The organism is Coprococcus sp. AM97-35 (assembly GCF_027697525.1).
Taxonomy (GTDB): Bacteria; Bacillota; Clostridia; order Lachnospirales; family Lachnospiraceae; genus Allocoprococcus; species Allocoprococcus comes.
The window spans coordinates 1-17912 of record NZ_JAQESL010000002.1; the positions used below are offsets into that span (position 1 = coordinate 1).

Sequence of the window (17912 nt, forward strand, 5' to 3'; positions counted from 1 at the left end):
ACAGAAGGAAAAGAAATTTAACAAAAGACATCCTGCTTGTTCCAATCTGTTTTACATCAGAATTGAGCAGGATATTTTCAATCAAACCAATTATTTCAACGCATTCCCATCACTAAATGCATTTCCAACCTTCTCACCCATCACATAATACTCATTACGCACAGGCTCATAAGCAATCGGTTTAAGCTTTGCAACATCAATATATCCATTCTAATCATAGGTCCCGATGATCAGTACCGGAAGCGGATAAAACCACGGTTTCACACCAAAATTTTTCTCATATTGATCATTCCTCCATTTTTTGTAATAGATCATCTCTGCTTTCTACTATATAAAACAGGCAGTTGAAAGACAAGGTTGAAATAAGCTATAATGTGATGTAAGTGTCAAAAGTATAAATTGCGTTTGTGCTTGCACAAATAAGCAATTTATACCTATTGACACGCCGAACAACGAGAACGGAGTAAAATGGAGCAATGGCGACATTTTATGGTAGTTCGAGTTGTTCGAGGATTGCGGGAATTGCATAGCAATGAAGCAATCCGGTTACATCTAATATACTAAATAATCATTTTACAAAAGCAGAGAGGGAATAAAATGCAGCTTGCAACAGCAATGAATCTAAGAAAAGCAATGGATGAGGAAACCAAAAGAGAGCGGTTCGCTTTCTGGTACAGCACACTGCCCGGAATCCCGGCACATGAAAAAGAGATCATAGAAAGGTCTTTAAAATATAACGTGTGGAAAGAACTCATAAAGCTCTTTGTCGTTTATATGATCCTTTCACTGGTATGGTTTTTCGGAGCCGGTCAGTATGATCCGTTTGAAAGTGTAACAGGATATTCTCTCATAGGAAAAAAGAGCGTAATTGGAGTTGTGCAGGAGGATGGCGAGTCATTGCGCTTGAAAAATCCGAATAAAGGCGAGCATGTAAGTTACACACTTGCAGAACTTGGAATGGATCCGATCAAATATTCTTATGGCAGTCGGTTTCAGACATACTGGGAAAAAGAAAAGAATGGGGAATATCAGTTACTTGCGGTATTGCCGGAAAAGCAGGTATCGAAAATAGAAGGTCTTTATTATGGCGTAATGGGAGTCGGATATTTTGCAATTCTTATTGGCGGGCTTTGTGCGTTTTTTATCCGGAGAAAACGATATACAGGATGGTTTTTATCGTTCTATTACAGGCTGGAAAAGTTTTACTCAGAATATGGTGTATGGCAGAAATACAGTGTTGAAAGAGGTTATGACACGGTCGATGCGATTATTGCTTACGGAAACGAAAATCCGATATATTTTGTAAACGAATTTTCGAATATCCATCTCACAAAAGAGGAAGTAAAGAAAAAGAAATCAAAGCTTGCCATGGTCTGGCTAACATCAATAGCGGTTATGGCTGGGATTATACTTGTTATTTCACTGTATGTGAATATTACGTCAGCGATCGAGTGCAGGCAAAATGAGGCAAGGACAGCAGCAGTTTTAGAAAAGCTGCAGAATGCGATCGATGAAAAAACGACAGGTCTTGGTGAAAAATCGGAATATTACAATTATGCGGACATGATCGACCGGGCAAGGGATACATTCCCGGAAGAAGATGTCTACTACAAGCTTCAGACAACGGAGGATTATGTCACGATAATTGTCACAACAAAAAAGAAACAAAATGTCTGCTTTGACCGGTATGTGCCGGTTCAGGGATCAATTGGTGATGAGGATACAGAGTATAAGCTTGAGATTGCCATGGTATCGGATGCGATGCAGCCGGACGACATTTTACATAATTATACAGGGATACTTAAGATGAAGTAAGGTAATGGCAAAAAGATGATTTTGCGAAAGGACAAAGGAGAAAAATTATGAAAAAGAAAAGATTTGCAATGGCAGCAGTATGCGCAGTCATGACTATAGCGCTTGCGGGATGCAGTATGCTCAGCTCCAAATTGAACGATATTAAAGGAAAATTAGTGGGGAATTCGTACACGATCACGACCTATGATAATTACGGGAATCGTGTAATGACAACTACAGGAGACAAGATCAATGTGCAGGGAAATGCAGTGGAAACTTCAAGTTATGATTCAGACGGTAATGTTATCACGGGATATGAGCTTTCCTCTGTCATTACGATTACAATCGATGGAAAGGAAATCGAGAGTTGTGGTGATACCTGTATTTTTGCGCAGGACGCGTTGAAAGCGGATGTGGATTTTACGCAGGAGGATATTGAAAGCAATGCAAGCGGTAAGATTACAGACAATACTGCGATCGCAGGTGTCCTGAATAAGTATAAAAATATGTTTGGAAAAGCCAGAGTGGTTGTTATCAAATCCCAGCTTGGACAGCCAATCGTAGCGTATAGCGGAGAAGATGTGTACTGGGAAATCCCGGATGATCTGCCGAAATTTACGAAGTTGATGATCGATGGGAAAGCGTTGTACATACACCGGGCGAATTTCCAGATCATTGATAAGAGTTTGTTGGAATCCAACTGATAAATTTAATGTGGTGAAATTTCACGGCTGATATAATCAAAGCATGGGTGCTATCATAACGGTAGGTGGTTAGTCCTTCTTCAGAGGGTGCAGAGTGCTAGTGGCACTCGTTTTGCAACGACCGAAGTAGAACGGAGACCCGTGACCCTCTGACTACATAGAAACCTTGATAAGGAATCTGCTGGAAAGGAGGGCTAAGCCAATGAGTATTTTGGATTTTATTGCAGTTGTGAGTTTTGGAATCACCTGCTTTTGTGTCGGATACACATTCGGCAAAGATAATAATAAGACACAAGAATAACCGCCCCAGCCTGCAAACTGAACGGTTATTTTTAATCAATTAGTATAAGGGCTAACCGTCTATCGGTAGCACTCTTTTTCTATAGTCATATTATCATGTGTCTGTTGAAATGTCAAATTTTCTTACTTTAAATTGGGGTTAAAACCTTATATTTTAGGTCAAAAATTTTTGGTTTATATTTTGTTAGCGTTTCTGAAAAAATTTTTAGTGTAGAAAAATTCACAGTTTAGATTCAAACTTATTTCTCAAAAATATATTTTAATAGAGAGCCACATTCCAAAGAAAATGGGTAACTGTAAGTGAGAGAATGCTAAATTTATCAGGGAAAAAAGTTCTTAAAGAACAATATAAAATGGAAATAATACATGTATTAATAACCTGTGTAAAAGAATAAGTAACAGGAAAATGCATCAATCCAAAGAAAACAGAAGTAATAAAAATAGCAAAGAAATTATTTAATTTCTTTGATAAAAAAGTCAAAACAAATCCACGCCAGAGAATTTCTTCGGTCAGTACATTTAAAAGCATATTAAATATGTAGAAAAAGTTAGCTATGTTTATTCGGTCAAATTTAGCAATTATATTACGGAGTGCTTCAGAAAAAGGTGGTGGGGATAAGAAAGTAAAACGGAAAAAGATTCCCATAAATACATAAAGAACGATTCCACAAAATAATTGAATTATTGGTTTATGTAAATGAAATCCGTATTCTTCAAGAGACTTATTATAGACAGAAATATAAATTATAATTGCAATTGACGGAATAATCGTAATCAATAAAAAGAGCATTTCTGAAATAAGACCATTCAAATATACATAGATAATTCTTTGCAATAAAAACGCACCTAAAAGAGTATAAATTGGGAGAGCTAAGAAAAATATCCATTGTTTTGTTGTAGATTTCATACAGAATCTCCTTTTTGATTTTCTTGTGTAGTAATTGAAAGGTCTTGTTAGTTAAACTGGAATACAGAATCTTTTTTTTCACATCTACAAAATGACCACAATCAATCACTTGCCGCCCAATGATCAGCGCGGCGATCATTCCGGCAAATACTTTTGCGTTCGCGGATCATTAAATATCCGTCGAGCCTGTATCCGTACACGATAAAAAGCAGGGACATCACCAGAGTTGGGATGGTCAGCTCTTTAAAGAACAGCACGATCAGGCCCACGCCGATTCCGGCGATAGAGAAACAATAGCCAAGCGAGATGAACCAGACAATTTTTTTAAACCCGATCGAACTGATGACCAGTGCAATAATCAGTAAAATTAGAAACTTCATATGTATGTCTTTTTTTGGTAAAATTGAATTAGTATAATGATAACACTTTTGCGGAAACAGGTAAAGTAAAGTTATTCCGTGCTTGCATTTCCCCAAAATACCAGTTATCCTTATCAGTATATCAGGAGGAGGCACAAAAACATGGAAGAAACAAAAAAGTTATCATGTATAGACTGTAATGTTAAGAAATGCAATGCAAAGCAGAATATAGAGAACAACAAACCATATCCGGGATTTTGCGTGTCACATAATATGGACTTGAAAGACCGGCAGAGGGCGCTGGATACTTATCTGGGAGATGAAAAAGATCTGAAGATCATGCGTGCAAGTGCCGAGATCGAGCACGATTTTTACTGCCAGGCAACCCGTGTGGAGGAGACGATCCGCTGGGCAAAAAAACTGGGTGCCAAGAAGATCGGAATTGCAAGCTGTGTGGGACTCTTAAAGGAAAGCCACCTGCTGGCAGGACTTTTGAGAGAATACGGCTTTGAAGTGTACGGTGTGGGCTGTAAGATCGGAGAAGTTCCAAAGACCGAGGTCGGCATTCCGGAACGGTGCGAGGAGGTCGGAGTTCATATGTGTAACCCAATCCTGCAGGCGCAGATGCTGAACAAAGAGAAGACGGACATCAATATCGTGATGGGACTTTGCGTGGGACATGACAGCCTCTTTTACAAATATGCCGAGGCGCCGAGTACAACGCTGGTTGTAAAGGATCGGGTGCTTGGAAATAATCCGGTGGCTGCTTTGTATACGCTGGACTCTTATTACAAAAAGTTACATCATCTGAATCTGGAGGAAGAATAATGCACATTCGACATATTTTATTTGATCTTGACGGAACGCTGCTTCCGATGAACCAGGACGAATTTGTTACCTTTTATATGCCGCTTCTGGCAAAAAAATATATATCCGAGGGGATTTCCTTTGATCCGAAAGCATTTATCGCATCCGTGTGGAAGGGCTATGGAGCGATGGTGAATAATGACGGAAGCTGTACCAACCGGGAAGCATTCTGGCAGTATATGGACGAACTGCTTCCGACGGATTCGGAGAATTCCGAACGGATTGCCCTTGATTTCTATGCAAATGAATTTAACCAGGCAATTGCGGTGACGCAGCCAAACAGTCTGTCGGACAAGGTTGTGAAAAAGGCAAAGGAAAAAGGAATCTGCACCTACCTTGCAACCAATCCGGTATTTCCAAAGGTGGCAACGATGAACCGGATCAAATGGGCGGGACTGGATGCAGAGGATTTTGAGCTGATCACAACTTATGAGGATAATTGTTACTGCAAGCCAAATGTGGACTATTACCGAACAATTCTTGAACAGTTTCATCTTAGACCGGAAGAGTGTCTGATGGTAGGAAATGACGTGGAAGAGGATCTTGCAATTCGGAAACTCGGCGTAAAGACATTCCTTGTTACAGATACGAAGGAAAATAAAAAGGATCTTCCAATCGAAAGCGATTACCAGGGATCGATGGAAGAGCTGTTTGCATTTGTGGAAAGCCTGGAAAATGCTTAAAAATTTATTGAAATTCCAAACTTTTATTGTAAATGCATGGCGGACGTGGTAAATTATTCTAAGTAGTATCCGGAGGGAACCGGAGAAGAGTATATGATAAGAAACAGAGGGAAACTGATATGAAGAAAAAGTTACTTGTTGTTTGTGGCGGACAGTCCAGTGAGCATTCAATTTCACGAATTTCCTGTAATTCAGTGATGAAGCATCTGGATAAAGATAAATATGAGATTACACTTGTCGGCATTGCAAAAGATGGGAAATGGTACATCTTAAAGCAGGAAGATAATGACCTGTCAAAAGATACCTGGCTTGACGGAGCAGAAGTGGTAGAAGGTGTATTCGATCTTCTGAGAAGTCAGGATGTTGCATTCCCGGTACTTCACGGACTTTACGGAGAAGATGGAACTATCCAGGGATTATTTGAACTGGCACAGCTTCCGTATGTAGGATGCCGTGTATTTGCATCCAGTGCATGTATGGATAAGATTTTTGCAAAGAAAGTATTTGAAAGTGCAGGAATTCCGCAGGTCAAATCTGTATATGTAAAGAAGCGCAATGACGGAAGACTGGTCGTTGTCGAAAAAGACATGGAAGAAACAGAAGAAGTAGAAGCTTCGATTATGAAAGAACTTGGTATGCCATGCTTTATCAAAGCAAGCCGTTCCGGATCCAGTGTGGGCTGTTATCGTTGTGATAAAGCTGAAGATTTACTTCCGAAGTTGGAAGAGGCAGCAAAATATGACAATCATGTTGTAGTAGAAGAGTGCGTGGATTGTATCGAACTTGAGACTGCTGTTCTTGGAAATGATGACATTATCGTATCCAGAGTCGGACAGATCATGCCACACGGTGAATTCTATACCTTTGAATCCAAATATGAAGATGCAGAGAGCAAGACATGTATCCCTGCAAAAGTAGATGAAGAGATTCAGGAACAGATCCGTAAGTATGCTGTTCGTGCCTTTAAGGCAATTGACGGACACGGACTGAGCCGTGTGGATTTCTTCCTGGATAAGAAGACCAATCACGTTTACCTGAATGAGATCAATACCCTTCCGGGATTTACAAGTATCTCCATGTATCCGCAGCTGATGGAAGATTACGGATATAGTTATTCTGAACTGCTGGATAAACTGATTGAGATTGCTGATGAAAATTAATTACAGATAATAGAAGAATGTTTTGCTGCCGCCGTAATTGGCGGCAGTTTTTTATTTCATAGGAGATTCCGAAGGAACTTCCTATGAAACAAAAGGCACTGTGTGCCGAAGATGCGCACTCGCACGAAGATGAAGAATGTCGCAAGCGGTCTACGCTCTGCTTCGGTCGTTGCTTAACGAGCGCCACTGGCGCTCAGCAACGCGCTCGGCGCGAGAACGTGCCTCGGCGCATTCTTTCTTATTGTGCAGAAACATAAAAAGACTGTAAATATAAAAAAAATACTTAAAAAAAACTGAAAATAATATATAATTAAAGTAATACAAATGGATGGTGGAGGGAGGTAATCATGGTATGAAAAGAAGAAATATTATATTATTGATTTCGATTCCGTTAGGCATTATGTTAATTGTATATTATGGCTATACCGCATTAGATACCTGGATCCAGTTTCAAATTATAACAGGAAATGGTATTTTGCTAGCAAATAGTGAATGGATATTTTCCATTCAAAACACATTTCTTTTCATATTGAAATGGTTTGGACCGATCTTATCAATCATATGTATATACGGAATTCTAAAATTGTTAAAAAAGAATGAATAAAGAAAAACTCCAGAATCAATTTTATACTGCTGATTCTGGAGTTTCTTTTACTTAGAAATGATATAATTTCACTTTATTACTTCTCTTTACTATATTCCAGAGAAGCTTCCACAAATCCCTTAAACAGCGGATGTGGTTTGTTCGGACGGGATTTGAGTTCCGGATGTGCCTGTGTTCCGATGAACCAAGGATGTTCCGGAATTTCCACCATCTCTACGATTCTGCCGTCCGGAGAAAGTCCGGATAAGAGCATACCGTTCTGGGTAAGAGCATCACGGTAGTCATTGTTGACTTCATAACGATGACGATGACGTTCGTGGATTTCTTCTTTTCCATATAATTTATAAGCTTTTGATTCTTTGTTAAGAACACAAGGATAAGAACCAAGACGAAGGGTTCCACCGATGTCTTCAATACCGATCTGGTCAGGCATGATGTGGATGACCGGATGTGTAGTGTTTGGATTCAGTTCTACGCTGTGTGCATCATGATATCCGACAACGTCTCTTGCAAATTCTACGATGGCAAGCTGCATTCCAAGGCAGAGTCCGAGGAACGGAACCTTATGTGTTCTTGCATATTTGATGGCTTCGATCTTACCTTCGATACCACGGTCACCGAATCCACCAGGCACGAGGATACCACTTACATCACCGAGAAGTTCATCGACATTTTCCGGTGTGACAGTTTCAGAGTCAATCCATTTGATATTTACGGTTGTGTGGCTGTAGATGCCGCCATGTTTTAATGCTTCAACAACACTGATATATGCGTCATGGAGCTGGATATATTTGCCGACCAGGGCGACTGTTACATCTTGTGTCGGATGTTTCAGGCATTCGACCATCTCTTTCCAGTCTTTCAGATCCGGTTCCGGACAGTCAAGCTTCAGGCATTCGCATACAACGGAAGCGAGATGTTCTTCTTCCATGGCGAGTGGTGCTTCGTAAAGGTATTCCACATCCAGGTTCTGAAGAACGTGATCAGATGGCACGTTACAGAAGAGAGCAATCTTGTCTTTGATTCCCTGATCCAGTGGATGCTCAGAACGGCAGACCAGAATATCCGGCTGGATTCCCATTCCCTGTAATTCTTTTACGCTTGCCTGAGTCGGTTTGGTCTTCATCTCCTGGGAAGCATGCAGATATGGGATCAGTGTGACGTGGATCAGCGCAACATTGTCATGTCCCATATCATGTTGGAACTGGCGGATAGATTCCAGGAAAGGCTGGCTTTCGATGTCTCCGACGGTTCCACCGACTTCGATGATCGCAATCTCGGTATCTGTAGCTGCAGGGTTACGATAGAAACGGCTCTTGATCTCATTCGTGATATGCGGGATGACCTGTACGGTTCCTCCACCAAAATCTCCACGACGTTCTTTCTGAAGAACGGACCAGTAAATCTTTCCTGTCGTTACATTCGAGTTCTTGGTAAGACTTTCATCGATAAATCTTTCATAATGTCCAAGGTCAAGGTCTGTCTCAGCTCCATCGTCTGTTACAAAAACTTCACCGTGTTGTACCGGATTCATTGTACCCGGGTCAATGTTGATGTACGGATCAAATTTCTGCATTGTAACTGTGTACCCGCGTGCCTTGAGCAGACGCCCAAGAGAAGCTGCTGTGATTCCTTTTCCAAGACCTGAGACAACGCCTCCGGTAACAAATACATACTTAACTGCCATAGTTCCAGTTCCCTCCTTATGGTATTTTTTTTGTCTACTACTCATTGTGTTCTGTAAAAAATAAGATAGAATGCGATTTCTATTCATCAGAAAAGTCCGATATAACCTTCTGACGGATAAAAATAGAAAAAAACCCCATAAAAACAAATTTATGTGGCTCCCTCGCTACTTTGATTTCCCCTTGAAATCAATTCCCCTATAAAATACTTTAAAAGTATACACCCATTCCAGAAAAAAATACAACAATTTTTTTTGAAATGGGTGTATAAAAATCAAAAATATAATATTTGTCTACTGATAGATCGGTTTTTTCTCGTATCTCGGTTCAGATGTAACCTGGATGGATAACTTCTGGAACAGACGGATATCTACATTTGCAAGCATAACGGATACATGAGCCTGGCAGCCTTTTAAATTCGGGACTTGTCTGAGTGCCTGTTCAGCAACCGGATTGGAAGAGGCACTGATAGAAAGTGCAATCAGAGCTTCATCGATGTGAAGTCTTGGGTTCTTGCTTCCAAGGAATTCGGTTTTAACTTTCTGGATCGGTTCCAGGGCAGTCGGTGAGATCAGGTGCATATCATGATCGATTCCGGCGAGTTCTTTTAAGGCGTTCAGGATCAGGGCAGCAGATGCGCCAAGCAGATCAGAGGTTTTTCCTGTTACGATGCGTCCGTCCGGAAGCTCCAGAGCGGCAGCCGGTGCACCGGTTTCTTCAGCGCGTGCAAGGGCGGCATCAACAACCTTACGGTCATGTACGGTAACTCCTGCCTGATTCATCAGAAGCTCGACCTTATAAGTCTCTTCCTTCGGGCATTCACCGGAAAGGAAACGGTCCATGGTGCGGTAGTAGCGGCGAATGATCTCCTGACGGGAAGCTTCTTTGCAGACTTCATCGTCACAGATGCAGTTACCAGCCATGTTAACACCCATGTCTGTTGGTGATTTGTATGGATTTTCTCCGTAAATGCGTTCAAAAATTGCACTCAGTACAGGGAAGATCTCTACGTCACGGTTGTAGTTGACGGTAGTAACACCGTAAGCTTCCAGATGGAACGGGTCGATCATATTTACATCGTTAAGGTCAGCAGTAGCTGCTTCATATGCTAAGTTGACCGGATGCTTTAACGGGATATTCCAGATCGGGAAGGTTTCGAATTTGGCATATCCTGCGCGGACTCCGCGCTTGTGCTCATGATAGAGCTGGGAAAGGCAGGTAGCCATCTTTCCACTTCCAGGTCCAGGTGCGGTGATGACAACCAGAGGTCTGCTTGTCTCAATATATTCGTTCCTTCCGTATCCTTCGTCACTTACGATCAGCGGGATGTTGGAAGGATAACCTTCTATTACATAATGGATATAAACTTTAATGCCAAGCTTTTCCAGACGTCCTTTGAAAAGATCGGCACTGTTCTGTCCGGAGTACTGTGTGATAACAACACTTCCGACAAAGAGACCATTGGCTTCAAATTCGTCTTTCAGGCGGAGAACGTCAGTGTCATAAGTGATCCCGAGGTCACCGCGGATTTTGTTGGCTTCAATATCGGCTGCACTGATAACGATCACAATCTCTGCGGTATCCGATAATTCTTTTAGTAAATGTAATTTGCTGTCCGGCTGAAATCCCGGAAGCACGCGGGAAGCATGATAGTCATCGAAAAGCTTTCCACCGAATTCGAGATACAGTTTGTTGTCAAACTGATTGATTCGCTCACGAATGTGAGAAGACTGCATTTGCAGGTATTTTTCATTATCAAACCCAATTTTCATAAAGTTCCATCCTTTTTGTCCATAATTTTACTTTCATAGAAGCAATTCAAACCTAGTATACTATAAAATATGACTTTTTTACAATCTTTTCATAAATTTTTCATTGATTTCTAAAAAACGCCTACTTATAATAGAGAGGACGACACTTAGGAGGTAGGTATGGATAACCAGAATAATAGAAATAAGCAGAATCTTCCGGGAAATAATAATCCGAATAATAAAAATAACCGCCAAAGATGGAATATTATATTATTTACCGTTATGCTGATCTCGTTTATCGTATTTGCGTTGTATCAGTTCCGGGAAGACACAGATGCCCGGGAGATTACCTATGATCAGTTCCTGAACATGGTAGATTCCGGGGAAGTTAAGAAAGTTGTGATCGAGGATGACAAGATTGTGATCACAGCGAAGACAGAAGCTGAGATGAAGAACAGCAAGAAAAAAGGCGCTTCTGAGAGCGATGTGGTCGAAGGTTCTGTAGCAGATAACAACGACAGCAGCAGTAAGGACAGCAGCGATGACAGTACAGGTCTGTTCAGTAATGTGACAAGGAAGCAGTATTATACCGGTATTGTGAAGGATGATACCCTTTCGGACAGACTGTATAAAGCAGGTGTTGAGTATGAACAGAAGATACCGGATTCTACATCTTATATGGTGATGAATCTTCTGGTCAACATTGTTCCGCTTGTGATCATGATCGGTCTGGGCGTGATGCTGATGCGTCGTATGACAAAGGGTGGCGGCATGATGGGCGTTGGAAAGAGCAATGCCAAGATGTATGTGGAAAAATCTACCGGAGTCACATTTAAGGATGTAGCCGGTCAGGATGAAGCAAAAGAATCCTTGCAGGAAGTAGTCGATTTCCTGCATAACCCTGGCAAATACACCGGAATCGGAGCGAAGCTTCCGAAAGGAGCACTTCTTGTAGGTCCTCCCGGAACCGGTAAGACACTTCTTGCAAAAGCAGTTGCCGGAGAAGCAAAAGTACCGTTCTTCTCTCTTTCGGGTTCTGCATTTGTTGAGATGTATGTCGGTGTCGGAGCGTCAAGAGTACGTGACCTCTTTAAGCAGGCACAGCAGATGGCGCCGTGTATTATTTTTATCGATGAGATCGATGCGATCGGAAAAAGCAGAGATTCACAGCTTGGTGGTAATGATGAAAGAGAACAGACACTGAATCAGCTCCTTGCAGAGATGGATGGATTTGACAGTAATAAAGGTCTTCTGCTTCTTGCGGCAACGAACCGTCCGGAGATCCTGGATCCGGCGCTTCTCCGTCCGGGAAGATTTGACAGACGTATCATCGTAGATAAGCCAGATCTCAAGGGACGTATTGATGTCCTGAAAGTACATGCCAAAGATGTTAAGATGGATGAGACAGTCAATCTGGAAGAGATTGCACTTGCAACTTCCGGGGCAGTCGGTTCTGATCTTGCCAATATGATCAACGAGGCTGCGATCAATGCAGTAAAAAAAGGAAGAAATGTTGTATCCCAGGCAGACCTTTTTGAGGCTGTTGAGGTCGTTCTTGTGGGTAAAGAGAAGAAAGACCGTATCATGAGCCAGAAAGAACGCCGTATCGTATCATACCATGAAGTCGGTCATGCACTGGTAACTGCCCTTCAGAAGGACGCAGAACCGGTACAGAAGATTACAATCGTTCCGAGAACCATGGGTGCACTCGGTTATGTGATGCAGACACCGGAGGAAGAGAAGTTCCTGAATACCAAGGCTGAGCTGGAAGCAATGCTGGTGACAGCCCTTGCAGGACGTGCAGCAGAGGAACTGGTGTTTGACACAGTTACAACCGGAGCATCGAACGATATTGAGCAGGCAACCAAGATCGCAAGAGCGATGGTAACACAGTATGGTATGTCTGAAAAATTCGGACTTATCGGACTGGAATCTATCCAAAACCGTTATCTGGACGGAAGAGCTGTTATGAACTGCGGAGAGGCAACCGCGGCAGAAATCGATCAGGAAGTTATGAAGATGCTGAAGGGAGCATATGCAGAAGCGAAGAGAATGCTTTCCGAGCATCGTGAAACGATGGATCAGATCGCCGGATTCCTGATTGAGAAAGAGACGATCACCGGAAAAGAATTCATGAAGATTTACCGCAGATGTGAAGGAATTCCGGAACCGGAAGAAAAGAAAGAAGAGAATTCTGTAAAAGAGCAGACGATCGAGATGCCGAAGAAAGAGGCAGATACCGAAGCTGCACAGCAGGAAGAGAAAGAAACGCAGAAGAAAGTAGAAAGAGACGAAGACGGATTCATCCTTCCGCAGAAGCGTGACTAGTCTAAAATAACAGAAGATGCAGAGGTTTCAGAACAATAGGTTCTGGAGCCTCTTTTTTTCTGTAGATTCTTTTGAAAGAATGACTTGTATTGTCTGCAGGAAGCAAGGTATAATGTGACTATGGAAAATCAGACATTTATTATTGAAGACGAACTTAAAAAACTTCCTGGGAAACCGGGAGTCTATCTGATGCATGGGGAAAAGGACGAGATCATTTATGTTGGAAAGGCGATCAGCCTGAAGAACCGTGTCAGACAGTATTTTCAGCCGAGCAGGAACAGGGGGGCCAAGATTGACCAGATGGTGACGCATATCACCCGGTTTGAGTATATCGTGACGGATTCGGAACTGGAAGCACTGGTTCTGGAATGCAATTTGATCAAGGAACACCGGCCAAAGTACAATACGATGCTGATGGATGATAAGAGTTATCCATTTATCAAAGTGACAACCGGCGAAGCATATCCAAGGATTATGATGGCAAGGCAGATGAAGAAGGACAAGTCAAAGTATTTCGGCCCTTATACCAGTGTGACGGCGGTAAAAGATACGATCGAACTGATCCGGAAGCTTTACCGTCTGCGTAGCTGTAACCGCATCCTTCCGCGCGATATCGGGAAAGAAAGATGCTGTCTCTATCATCATATCAAGCAGTGCGATGCACCGTGTCAGGGGTATATTTCGCAGGAAAAATACAGAGAATCGGTTGATGAAGTACTCAAATTCCTGGGAGGAAATTATGATAAAATCTTAAAGGATCTGGAGAAAAAGATGCAGGAGGCATCGGATGATCTGGAATTTGAGAAAGCAATTGAATACCGGGAGCTTCTGCACAGCGTGAAGCAGATTGCACAGAAGCAGAAGATTACCGATACAGGGGGCGAGGACCGGGATATTGTGGCTCTTGCAAGAGAGCATGAGGATGCGGTGGTACAGGTATTCTTTATACGCAATGGTCGTCTGATCGGCAGAGATCATTTTTATCTGCGGATTGCCCAGGGAGATGAAAATGCAGAGATCCTCTCCAGCTTTATCAAGCAGTTTTATGCCGGAACGCCATATATTCCGGGCGAACTGATGCTTCCGGTGGAACCGGAAGAGCGGGAGATCCTGGAAGCATGGCTTGGAGAAAAACGTGGGCATAAGGTTCATTTCCGTATCCCGAAAAAAGGGGAAAAAGAAAAGCTTGTTGAGCTTGCGGCGAAAAATGCAAAGATGGTACTGGAAAAAGATAAGGAGCGTATCAAGCGTGAAGAAGGAAGAACGATCGGTGCAGTAAAAGAAATAGAAAAGTTGCTTGATCTTAATAACCTGGTGCGTATGGAGGCGTATGATATTTCCAATACCAATGGATTTGCTTCGGTAGGGTCGATGATCGTTTATGAGAGGGGCAAACCGAAACGAAACGATTATCGTAAGTTCCACATCAAGGGTGTGCAGGGGGCGGATGATTATGCAAGTATGCGTGAGGTCCTCACCAGAAGATTCCGGCATGGTCTGGAGGAACAGAAAAGCGGGAAAGAGCTGGGAAGTTTTAATGTTTTTCCGGATCTGATCATGATGGATGGTGGAAAAGGACAGGTTAATATAGCACTGGAAGTACTGGATGAACTTCATTTATCCATTCCGGTATGCGGTATGGTCAAAGATGACCACCATCGGACGAGAGGACTCTACTATCAGAATATTGAGATTCCGATCGACCGCAATTCCGAAGGGTTTCGGCTGATCACAAGAGTGCAGGATGAGGCACACAGATTTGCTATAGAATTTCACCGGAAACTGCGTAGTCAGGGACAAGTGCATTCGATCCTGGATGATATTCCGGGAATCGGACCTGCGAGAAGGAAAGCACTGATGCGGACATTTGACAGCCTGGATGAGATTAAGAATGCAGAGGTGGAAGATTTGAAAAAAATTCCATCAATGGATGAAAAATCAGCCAAAAGCGTGTATAATTTTTTCAGAGGAAGCGAAATGGAAGATACAGAAGCTACTCGGATGGAAGAACAATAAAAGGAGACAGGACTATGGGAGTAACATTAACAAAAATCGTAGAGAAGATGGAACTTAGAAATCTTACTCCGGATGTCGATATGACACAGCGGGAAGTAAAAATTCCGGATATTAACCGTCCGGCACTTCAGCTCGCCGGATTTTTTGATCATTTTGATTGCGAACGGATTCAGCTTATCGGATATGTAGAGTACACTTATCTGCAGACACTGGAATATGAGCATAAGATGAAAATATATGATACACTGCTTGAGTATGGGATTCCATGCTTTATTTTCTGCAGAAATCTGCAGCCGGATCCGGAATTTCTGGAGAAAGCAGTGAAGAACAATATTCCGGTATTTATTACGGATAAACAGACTTCTTCCTTTTCTGCAGAACTGATCCGCTGGATGAAAGTGGAACTGGCACCGTGTATTTCAATTCACGGGGTACTGGTGGATTGTTATGGAGTCGGTGTTCTGATCATGGGAGACAGCGGTATCGGTAAAAGTGAGGCGGCACTGGAGCTGATCAAGCGAGGCCATCGTCTGGTAACAGATGACGTGGTGGAGATCCGGAAGGTCAGTGATGATACTCTTGTTGGTACAGCACCGGATATTACCCGCCATTTTATTGAACTTCGCGGAATTGGTATCATTGACGTAAAGACGCTGTTTGGTGTGCAGAGTGTAAGAGAGACACAAAATATTGATCTCGTCATCACGCTTGAGGACTGGAACAAGGATCGTGAGTACGACAGGCTTGGACTTACTGAGGAGTATACAGAATTTCTTGGTAATAAGGTTGTATGCCACAGTATTCCAATCCGCCCGGGACGTAATGTTGCCATTATCGTAGAATCAGCGGCAGTCAACCACAGACAGAAACAAATGGGCTATAACGCAGCTCAGGAGCTGTACCGCCGGGTACAGGAAAATCTAAAAAAGAATATGTAAGGAGCAGGAGACAGATGAAATATTGTTTTGGTATTGATATAGGCGGAACGACAGTAAAGATGGGACTTTTTCAGGAAGACGGAGAGCTTCTTGACAAATGGGAGATCAAGACACGTACTGAGAACCAGGGAGAAGCAATCCTCCCGGATATTGCGCAGGCAGTGAAAGCAAAGATGGCAGAAAAGAAACTGGTGAAGGAACAGATCATCGGACTTGGAATGGGGCTTCCGGCACCGGTAACCGAGGATGGAATTGTTCAGAATACAGCAAATCTCGGATGGGGATACAAAGAAGTGACACGTGAACTGGAAGAGCTTCTTGACGGAATGAAAGTGATTCCGGGGAATGATGCAAATGTAGCTGCGCTTGGTGAGATGTGGAAAGGTGGCGGAAAAGGCCACAAGAATGTTATTATGGTTACCCTTGGAACCGGTGTTGGCGGTGGAATCATCGTGGATGGAAAGTGCCTTGTAGGGGCACACGGTGCTGGCGGAGAGATCGGTCATCTGTGTGTAAACTACCAGGAGACAGAAACCTGTGGATGTGGAAAGAAAGGCTGTCTGGAACAGTATGCTTCAGCAACAGGAATCACAAGACTTGCCAATATGCGTCTTGCAAAAGATGAGAAACCAAGTACCCTCAGAAATGTGGCAGAGATGTCTGCGAAAGAAGTGTTTGATGCAGTGAAAGCCGGAGACGAAGTTGCAATCGAAATCGCAACTGAATTTGGAAAGTATCTGGGACATGCGCTGGCGAACCTTGCAGCTGCCTGTGATCCGGCGGTTATCGTAATCGGCGGAGGGGTATCAAAAGCCGGAGAGGTTCTGCTGGATTACATCAAAGGTCCATTTAAAGAAATGGCATTCTTTGCAGACAAAGATACAGAATTTGCACTCGCAGAACTTGCAAATGATGCAGGAATCTGCGGAGCAGCAAAACTGGTACTGAAATAAGTGAAAGATATTATAAAAAAACAAAAATCTTGTGAGAAATATTTAACATTCTTGCAAGATTTTTGCTTTTTACAGAAGAAAATGCAGAATGTAAAATGTTTACATTTGACATTCTGCACAAAATGATGTAGACTTATCATAGTAATATTATTAAATAAGCCTATGAACTCTAAAGAATTATGAAGAGGAAGACGAAATGATAATACGTAAAACATTAAGAGAGCAAGTAGTTGAAATTTTAAGACACAAGATTTTATCAGGAGAGATCAAACCGGGAGAACGAATTATAGAGGCAAAAGTAGCAGAAGAGCTGAAAGTCAGCAGAGGTCCCTTAAGAGAAGCTCTCAGGCAGATTGAAGAAGAAGGGCTGGTTGTATATGAAGCACAGAAAGGCTGCGTAGTAAAGACGATGACTTATGAAGAGATGCAGGAAACATACCTGATCCAGTCTACGCTTGAGAAACTGGCAGTGCAGATGTGCGGGGGAGAGATCAGCAAAGAACAGGATGAAGAGATGCAGAAGCTTGTCCTTTCCATGGAGAAAGCGGCCAATCAGAAAAATCTGTATGAAGTTATAGAATTCGATGAACAGTTCCATGAATGTATTGTGAAGACCGCACACAGTGAAAAACTTCATAGAATCTGGAAAATACTGGAAGGAGGGAATACGGCGGCATATTATACGATGGATACAAAAACTCTGGTACCATTTGATGTGGTCCACATCAATCATCAGAGAATTTTGGATCTGTTTCATAAAGGGACAGTCGAAGATATCTGTAAAGAGATAGAATTCCACTACATGGTTGTCCCGCATGTTCTGTACGAAAATCAAAAGAAAAAAGGAGAAAAGAACTGAAGGT

General features: G+C 42.4%; 14 protein-coding genes. 10 read left to right on the top strand and 4 right to left on the bottom strand.

Annotation, left to right across the window (positions count from 1 at the left end; all coding sequences use genetic code 11):
- Window positions 1-597: 597 nt before the first annotated feature.
- Window positions 598-1815: a hypothetical protein gene (locus tag PG840_RS01830; protein WP_270613320.1), complete on the top strand. Its 1218-nt coding sequence runs from the start codon at window positions 598-600 to the stop codon at window positions 1813-1815.
- Between the two features lie 47 nt (window positions 1816-1862).
- Complete coding sequence (locus PG840_RS01835) at window positions 1863-2498, top strand: DUF5052 family protein (protein WP_195502353.1); 636 nt, start codon at window positions 1863-1865, stop codon at window positions 2496-2498.
- 559 nt (window positions 2499-3057) lie between these two features.
- Here the strand turns inward: PG840_RS01835 and PG840_RS01840 are convergent.
- Window positions 3058-3705: a CPBP family intramembrane glutamic endopeptidase gene (locus PG840_RS01840; RefSeq protein WP_195502352.1), complete on the bottom strand. Its 648-nt coding sequence runs from the start codon at window positions 3703-3705 to the stop codon at window positions 3058-3060.
- A gap of 101 nt (window positions 3706-3806) precedes the next feature.
- On the bottom strand, window positions 3807-4085 hold the full coding sequence (locus PG840_RS01845) for a hypothetical protein (RefSeq protein ID WP_173687154.1): 279 nt from the start codon (window positions 4083-4085) through the stop codon (window positions 3807-3809).
- A 141-nt stretch (window positions 4086-4226) separates the two neighbouring features.
- Between PG840_RS01845 and PG840_RS01850 the strand changes: the two genes are divergently transcribed.
- The 3 genes from PG840_RS01850 to PG840_RS01860 all read left to right on the top strand — a co-directional run bounded on the left by PG840_RS01850 (window position 4227) and on the right by PG840_RS01860 (window position 6774).
- Window positions 4227-4892, top strand: a complete 666-nt coding sequence (locus tag PG840_RS01850; protein ID WP_055156474.1) for a DUF1847 domain-containing protein — start codon at window positions 4227-4229, stop codon at window positions 4890-4892.
- The gene (locus tag PG840_RS01855; RefSeq protein ID WP_008374436.1) at window positions 4892-5614 is read left to right on the top strand and encodes an HAD family hydrolase; all 723 of its coding nucleotides are present in this window, start codon (window positions 4892-4894) and stop codon (window positions 5612-5614) included. The genes PG840_RS01850 and PG840_RS01855 overlap by 1 nt, the downstream gene beginning before the upstream one ends.
- Before the next feature lie 119 nt (window positions 5615-5733).
- Entirely contained in the window at window positions 5734-6774 is a 1041-nt protein-coding gene (locus tag PG840_RS01860) for a D-alanine--D-alanine ligase family protein (protein WP_270613321.1), read from the top strand.
- Between the two features lie 680 nt (window positions 6775-7454).
- Here the strand turns inward: PG840_RS01860 and PG840_RS01865 are convergent.
- Window positions 7455-9065 carry a CTP synthase gene (locus PG840_RS01865; protein ID WP_022220297.1) on the bottom strand — a complete coding sequence of 537 codons (1611 nt, stop codon included), beginning with the start codon at window positions 9063-9065 and terminating at the stop codon, window positions 7455-7457.
- A gap of 291 nt (window positions 9066-9356) precedes the next feature.
- Entirely contained in the window at window positions 9357-10835 is a 1479-nt protein-coding gene (locus PG840_RS01870) for a DUF1846 domain-containing protein (RefSeq protein ID WP_008374444.1), read from the bottom strand.
- A 159-nt stretch (window positions 10836-10994) separates the two neighbouring features.
- Between PG840_RS01870 and ftsH the strand changes: the two genes are divergently transcribed.
- From ftsH to PG840_RS01895, 5 genes are all read left to right on the top strand, one after another.
- Window positions 10995-13142 (top strand): ATP-dependent zinc metalloprotease FtsH, encoded by a 2148-nt coding sequence (ftsH, locus tag PG840_RS01875; RefSeq protein WP_181974509.1) that lies wholly within the window; start codon window positions 10995-10997, stop codon window positions 13140-13142.
- A 120-nt stretch (window positions 13143-13262) separates the two neighbouring features.
- Entirely contained in the window at window positions 13263-15158 is a 1896-nt protein-coding gene (uvrC, locus tag PG840_RS01880) for an excinuclease ABC subunit UvrC (protein ID WP_118198561.1), read from the top strand.
- Between the two features lie 14 nt (window positions 15159-15172).
- The gene (hprK, locus tag PG840_RS01885; protein ID WP_008374454.1) at window positions 15173-16096 is read left to right on the top strand and encodes an HPr(Ser) kinase/phosphatase; all 924 of its coding nucleotides are present in this window, start codon (window positions 15173-15175) and stop codon (window positions 16094-16096) included.
- Window positions 16097-16110: 14 nt separating this feature from the next.
- Window positions 16111-17049: an ROK family glucokinase gene (locus tag PG840_RS01890; RefSeq protein WP_008374456.1), complete on the top strand. Its 939-nt coding sequence runs from the start codon at window positions 16111-16113 to the stop codon at window positions 17047-17049.
- Between the two features lie 196 nt (window positions 17050-17245).
- Window positions 17246-17908 (top strand): GntR family transcriptional regulator, encoded by a 663-nt coding sequence (locus PG840_RS01895; protein ID WP_195250794.1) that lies wholly within the window; start codon window positions 17246-17248, stop codon window positions 17906-17908.
- Window positions 17909-17912 lie beyond the last annotated feature (4 nt).

Coding starts and splice junctions, on each gene's coding strand:
- PG840_RS01855 (WP_008374436.1), top strand. CDS start 4,892: ATGCACATTCGACATATTTTATTTGATCTTGACGGAACGCTGCTTCCG.
- PG840_RS01845 (WP_173687154.1), bottom strand. CDS start 4,085: ATGAAGTTTCTAATTTTACTGATTATTGCACTGGTCATCAGTTCGATC.
- hprK (WP_008374454.1), top strand. CDS start 15,173: ATGGGAGTAACATTAACAAAAATCGTAGAGAAGATGGAACTTAGAAAT.
- PG840_RS01895 (WP_195250794.1), top strand. CDS start 17,246: ATGATAATACGTAAAACATTAAGAGAGCAAGTAGTTGAAATTTTAAGA.
- PG840_RS01865 (WP_022220297.1), bottom strand. CDS start 9,065: ATGGCAGTTAAGTATGTATTTGTTACCGGAGGCGTTGTCTCAGGTCTT.
- PG840_RS01850 (WP_055156474.1), top strand. CDS start 4,227: ATGGAAGAAACAAAAAAGTTATCATGTATAGACTGTAATGTTAAGAAA.
- PG840_RS01840 (WP_195502352.1), bottom strand. CDS start 3,705: ATGAAATCTACAACAAAACAATGGATATTTTTCTTAGCTCTCCCAATT.
- PG840_RS01830 (WP_270613320.1), top strand. CDS start 598: ATGCAGCTTGCAACAGCAATGAATCTAAGAAAAGCAATGGATGAGGAA.
- PG840_RS01835 (WP_195502353.1), top strand. CDS start 1,863: ATGAAAAAGAAAAGATTTGCAATGGCAGCAGTATGCGCAGTCATGACT.
- PG840_RS01890 (WP_008374456.1), top strand. CDS start 16,111: ATGAAATATTGTTTTGGTATTGATATAGGCGGAACGACAGTAAAGATG.
- PG840_RS01870 (WP_008374444.1), bottom strand. CDS start 10,835: ATGAAAATTGGGTTTGATAATGAAAAATACCTGCAAATGCAGTCTTCT.
- PG840_RS01860 (WP_270613321.1), top strand. CDS start 5,734: ATGAAGAAAAAGTTACTTGTTGTTTGTGGCGGACAGTCCAGTGAGCAT.
- uvrC (WP_118198561.1), top strand. CDS start 13,263: ATGGAAAATCAGACATTTATTATTGAAGACGAACTTAAAAAACTTCCT.
- ftsH (WP_181974509.1), top strand. CDS start 10,995: ATGGATAACCAGAATAATAGAAATAAGCAGAATCTTCCGGGAAATAAT.